Source organism: Maribacter sp., assembly GCF_049667165.1.
GTDB lineage: Bacteria > Bacteroidota > Bacteroidia > Flavobacteriales > Flavobacteriaceae > Maribacter_A.
This window is the reverse complement of sequence record NZ_JBATHS010000339.1, coordinates 1-5,517: the sequence shown is the minus strand read 5'-3', so window position 1 is coordinate 5,517 and position 5,517 is coordinate 1. Positions and strand designations below refer to the sequence as shown.

At 42.7% G+C, this 5,517-nt stretch carries 2 protein-coding genes and 2 pseudogenes; 1 reads left to right on the top strand and 3 read right to left on the bottom strand.

From position 1 onward, the window contains the following. Positions 1 to 1,236 (bottom strand): annotated as a pseudogene (locus tag WBM98_RS15840) (hypothetical protein); the annotation flags it as partial. Positions 1,237 to 1,639: 403 nt separating this feature from the next. On the opposite strand from WBM98_RS15840, the gene WBM98_RS15835 reads away from it, so the two are divergent. Further along, a complete protein-coding gene (locus WBM98_RS15835; protein WP_424366994.1) occupies positions 1,640 to 3,229 on the top strand; it encodes a peptide chain release factor 3 in 1,590 nt (529 codons plus the stop codon). 119 nt (positions 3,230 to 3,348) lie between these two features. Here WBM98_RS15835 and WBM98_RS15830 read toward each other — a convergent pair whose 3' ends face one another. Beyond that, positions 3,349 to 3,660, bottom strand: a complete 312-nt coding sequence (locus tag WBM98_RS15830) for a DUF3467 domain-containing protein (protein ID WP_424366993.1) — start codon at positions 3,658 to 3,660, stop codon at positions 3,349 to 3,351. 9 nt (positions 3,661 to 3,669) lie between these two features. Next, positions 3,670 to 5,517: pseudogene (locus tag WBM98_RS15825) on the bottom strand (DNA-directed RNA polymerase subunit beta'); the annotation flags it as partial.

Here is a 5,517-nt window from a genome sequence, read left to right as displayed (position 1 = left end):
GCCGTCAGTATCCGGTAAATCGTTCGCAGGGTCGTCGATATCATCGTTCACGTCGAAGCCGTCGTTCACATCAGTGCCCTCATAGCCATCGTCAAGCCCGTCGCCATCCGTGTCCGTGCCCGTATAGGTCTGATCGGGGATGCCGTCGTAATTGAAGTCGTTGCCCTCGTTGTTGTCGGCGACAAGGTCATTGTCACTGTCAGTATCCAAATAATCAAGCTCGTCAGTGCCGTCCGTGTTCACGGGTGTAAGTCCAGCGGGATAGGCCGAGTTCACTCCGTCATTGGCTGCGTACGTCGCCGCGTCATCGTTGTTGGGGGCCACATAGCCCGAAGTGGTCTGTGCCTCGATGTTGTCGGGGATACCGTCGTTGTCACTGTCGATGTCCCTAAAATTGGGATATGCATCGGTATCAGAATTTATCGGGGTTAGTCCCTCTCCAGATCCCGGCGTATTCTCGTAATGGTCATCAAGGCCATTACCATCGCTATCCATACCACATGGTTCTTGAAACGCGTACGCTGTCTGTGCTTCCACATTGTCCAATATCCCATCGTTATCAGAATCCAAATCCCTGAAATCAGGGACTGTATCCCCATCGGTATCCAATGGCGTCAAACCCTCACATAGACATGCGGGTTCATATTCATCATCCAAACCATTATGATTTCCGTCTTCATCAGAGGGGGGAATAAATCCTGTTGTGGTCTGAGCCTCGACATTATCCAATATCCCATCATTATCCGAATCAATATCCAAATAATCGGGAATATGGTCCCCATCGGTATCAATAGGCACTAATCCGCCACAACTACCGGGTGTGGCTTCATAATGGTCATCCAAACCATTACCGTCACTATCCATACCACAGGACTCTATATAACCGAAAGAGGTTTGGGCCTCCACATTATCCAAGATACCGTCATTATCAGAATCCTTATCGCGATAATCAGGAATACCATCCCCATCGGTGTCCGTTGGAGAGGTCGATGGATTATCATCACCATCCATATTTTTATCTTCTATAGTGTCTATAATTCCATCGCCATCATCATCGATATCAACATTATCCATGACCCCATCACCATCCAAATCAGTTCCCGTCATTGGAATATCAAGATTAGTTGAGTTGGCGTAAGTAGTGTTCAAGCCAAAGGCAAGTAAACTAAAAACAATCAAAAATCTCAGACTTACATTAAAGTGTAATCCGAATTTGGGATATGTAAAATTTTCCATAAGTATCAGCAATTATTTACTAAATACCAAGGTCAAAAACAGGAAGCTATGCAAGAAGTGGGGCTTCTAGAATAAGTAATGCAAGATATACCTTAATTTTTGATGTACAAATAGAATGAAAATTATTCCGAACAAATTTCTGTTAACAACAAAATTCATCGACCAAGTGCAGCGTATGGGATAACCACCTACCTGTTTATCGATGATTAACAACGTTTTACATTTTTAAGAAAAATGTAAGGTCGGTCTAAGCGATTTCCCATCCTCTTCCATTTTCTATTAAAAAAAAACCCTTCATCCAGCGCAAGAACCAAAGCATTATAGCTTTATTTCAAGACCGAAAAGAAGCGCTTAAAAGGGTCATAATCCTTTATTTTCCATTATTTTTGCCGAAAATAAACGCATGGGTTTTAAGAAACAGATAGAACGACGACGCACCTTCGGGATCATTTCACATCCGGATGCAGGAAAGACAACCCTTACCGAAAAATTATTGCTTTTTGGTGGCGCAATCCAAGAGGCGGGTGCCGTAAAGAACAACAAAATCAAAAAAACAGCCACAAGCGACTTTATGGAGATCGAGCGACAGAGAGGAATTTCTGTGGCAACTTCTGTTTTGGCTTTTATTTATAAGGATAAAAAGATAAACATACTCGATACTCCCGGTCACAAGGATTTTGCAGAAGACACTTTTAGGACGCTTACCGCTGTGGACAGTGTTATTGTCGTCGTTGATGTGGCCAAAGGTGTGGAAGAGCAAACGGTTAAGCTCGTAGAGGTTTGCAGAATGCGGAATATTCCCATAATCGTGTTTATCAACAAACTCGATAGGGAAGGAAAAGATGCTTTTGACCTACTCGATGATCTGGAACAGAAATTGGGTCTATCGGTAACACCATTGAGTTTTCCTATTGGAATGGGCTATGACTTTAAAGGCATCTACAACATTTATGAAAAGAACATCAACCTTTTCAGTGGTGATAGCAAAAAGAATATAGAAGACACCATTGCCTTCGATGATATCGAAAGTCCGGAATTGGAAACTATTATCGGGGAAACTGCGGCACAGCAGTTAAGGGACAACCTTGAACTGGTTGAAGGTGTTTATTCCCCATTTAATAAAGAACGTTATTTAAAGGGGGATCAACAACCCGTATTCTTTGGTTCTGCCCTTAACAATTTTGGGGTTCGTGAACTGCTTGATTGTTTTATTGAAATAGCACCTTCACCCCGGCCAAAGATGGCCGAGGAACGCTTGGTATCACCCATTGAAAATGAGCTTTCGGGCTTCGTGTTCAAAATACACGCCAACATGGACCCCAAGCACCGTGACCGCTTGGCCTTTATCAAAATAGTATCAGGAACCTTTGAACGCAACAAACCTTATCTACACGTACGTCAAGGAAAGAACTTGAAATTCTCAAGCCCAAATGCATTCTTTGCCGAAAAGAAAGAAATCATCGACATATCGTATCCTGGGGATATCGTAGGTTTACATGACACAGGAAATTTTAAGATAGGGGATACCTTGACAGAAGGGGAAATCCTGCACTATAAGGGGATACCCAGTTTTTCTCCAGAGCATTTTCGTTATATCAACAATGCAGATCCGATGAAATCCAAACAATTAGGTAAGGGCATCGACCAACTTATGGACGAGGGAGTGGCTCAATTTTTCACCTTGGAATTGAACGGACGTAAAGTGATCGGTACTGTTGGCGCCCTTCAGTTCGAGGTTATCCAGTATCGCTTGGAACATGAGTATGGTGCCAAATGCAGCTATGAAAATTTTCCCGTTCATAAAGCGTGTTGGATAGATCCCCAAGACAGAAAGAACGACGAATACAAAGAATTCATTCGGGTTAAGCAAAAATTCTTGGCCAAGGACAAACGTGGCCAAATGGTCTTCTTGGCCGATTCACCCTTCTCGTTGCAAATGACCCAACAAAAATATCCTTCGGTAAAACTACATTTTACCTCGGAGTTCGAATGAAATTAGGTAAGGAGGTAAATAAGGAAATGGGTTAAGGTGAAAGGTCATTTTTTATCTTTTATCCTACTTTACCTCTTAAAAAACGGAACCCCTTGCAGATTGCAAGGGGTTCCGTTTTATTATGCCTCTCCTGTAGGTCCGAAATTAATCGGCACCGGAGGTTGTTCATAGTCCTTAATGGTTCCATGTGCCTTTTCAAATCGACTGACATTGTCACTCAATGCCTTTAGAAATTTTTTGGCATGTTGTGGCGTCAATACGATTCTACTCTTGACTTTGGCCTTTGGAGCCCCAGGCATCAAACTAATGAAGTCAACCACAAATTCAGAAACCGAATGATTAATGATCGCTAAATTTGCATATATGCCTTCAGCGGTTTTCTCATCCAACTCAATATTAATCTGTTTTTGTTTTTGCTCCTTATCACTCATCTTATCCTATTAAAATTTCATTGCTTCCTTTCGGGCCATAATCTCATCGTACTCTTCCTTAGAGCCGACAATGATATGCTCATAATCGCGCATTCCGGTACCAGCAGGTATTTTATGACCTACAATCACATTTTCCTTCAATCCTTCTAGCGTATCTATTTTGCCACTTACAGCGGCTTCGTTCAACACTTTGGTCGTTTCTTGGAAGGATGCTGCGGAAATAAACGATTTGGTCTGCAACGATGCCCGGGTAATTCCTTGTAAAATCGGTGTTGCCGTGGCTGCTACTGCATCCCTTGCCTCTACCAACGTTTTATCCGCTCTTTTCAGAATTGAATTTTCATCCCTTAGCTCACGGGCGGTAATGATCTGCCCAGCTTTAAGATTTTCCGATTCACCAGGTTCAATAATGACCTTTTTTCCAAAAATCTCATCGTTCTCAACGATAAAATCCGATTTATGAACCAATTGGTTCTCTAGGAAAATGGTATCTCCCGGATCTTCAATCCTTACTTTACGCATCATTTGACGAACGACAACCTCAAAATGCTTATCGTTGATCTTAACACCTTGAAGTCGATATACCTCTTGTACCTCATTCACCAAATACTGTTGTACGGCAGAAGGCCCTTTGATCGCCAATATATCCTCTGGCGTAATTGAACCATCGGACAACGGCATTCCGGCACGAACATAATCGTTCTCCTGTACCAAGATCTGATTGGACAACTTAACCAAGTATTTCTTGATTTCACCCAGTTTGGATTCTATAATGATCTCGCGGTTACCCCGTTTGATCTTACCGAATGATACGACACCGTCTATTTCGGTAACTACGGCCGGGTTAGATGGGTTTCTGGCTTCGAACAATTCGGTTACCCTTGGAAGACCTCCAGTAATATCACCTGCCTTGGCAGATTTACGTGGTATCTTGACCAAGATCTTACCTTCCTTGATCTTATCGCCGTCATCTACCATAAGGTGTGAACCAACGGGAAGGTTATAGGAACGCAATACCTCATCCTTATTGTTCATAATCAACAACGTAGGAATGAGTTTCTTGTTTCTTGATTCCGAAATCACTTTTTCCTGGAATCCTGTCTGTTCATCTATTTCTACCTGGTAGGTAACACCTTGCTCGATGTTCTCATAGGAAATCTTTCCAGGGAATTCAGATACAATCACACCATTGTAGGGATCCCACGAACAAATAATCTCATTACTCTTGATTTTCACCCCATTCTTGATGAATAATTGTGAACCGTAAGGAATATTATTGGTACTTAGGGTTATGCCCGTTTTGGCATCAACGATTTTGATTTCAGAGGTTCTGGAAATAACTATTTCCATGGCTTTACCGTCCGCATCTTCGCCCTTCACGGTCCTTAGATCCTCAATTTCGGCAATACCATCGAATTTGGCGGTTAGCTTATTCTCTTCAGAGATGTTTCCTGCAATACCCCCAACATGGAAGGTACGAAGCGTCAACTGTGTACCTGGTTCCCCAATGGACTGTGCGGCAACTACACCAACGGCCTCACCTCTTTGCACCATTTTATTGGTTGATAGGTTTCTTCCGTAGCATTTGGCACAAATACCTTTTTCGGCTTCACAGGTCAAGGCAGATCGCACTTCAACCTTTTCAATGGGAGATGCCTCTATCTTTTTGACATCGGCTTCCATGATTTGTTGTCCCGCCTTCAAGAGAATCTCATCGGTCAATGGATTGTGGACATCATGAAGGGAAACCCTTCCTAAAATCCGCTCCCCAAGCGTTTCAACGATTTCCTCGTTTTTCTTCAATGACTCAACCGCAATTCCCCGTAGTGTTTCACAATCTTCAGTATTGATAATCAC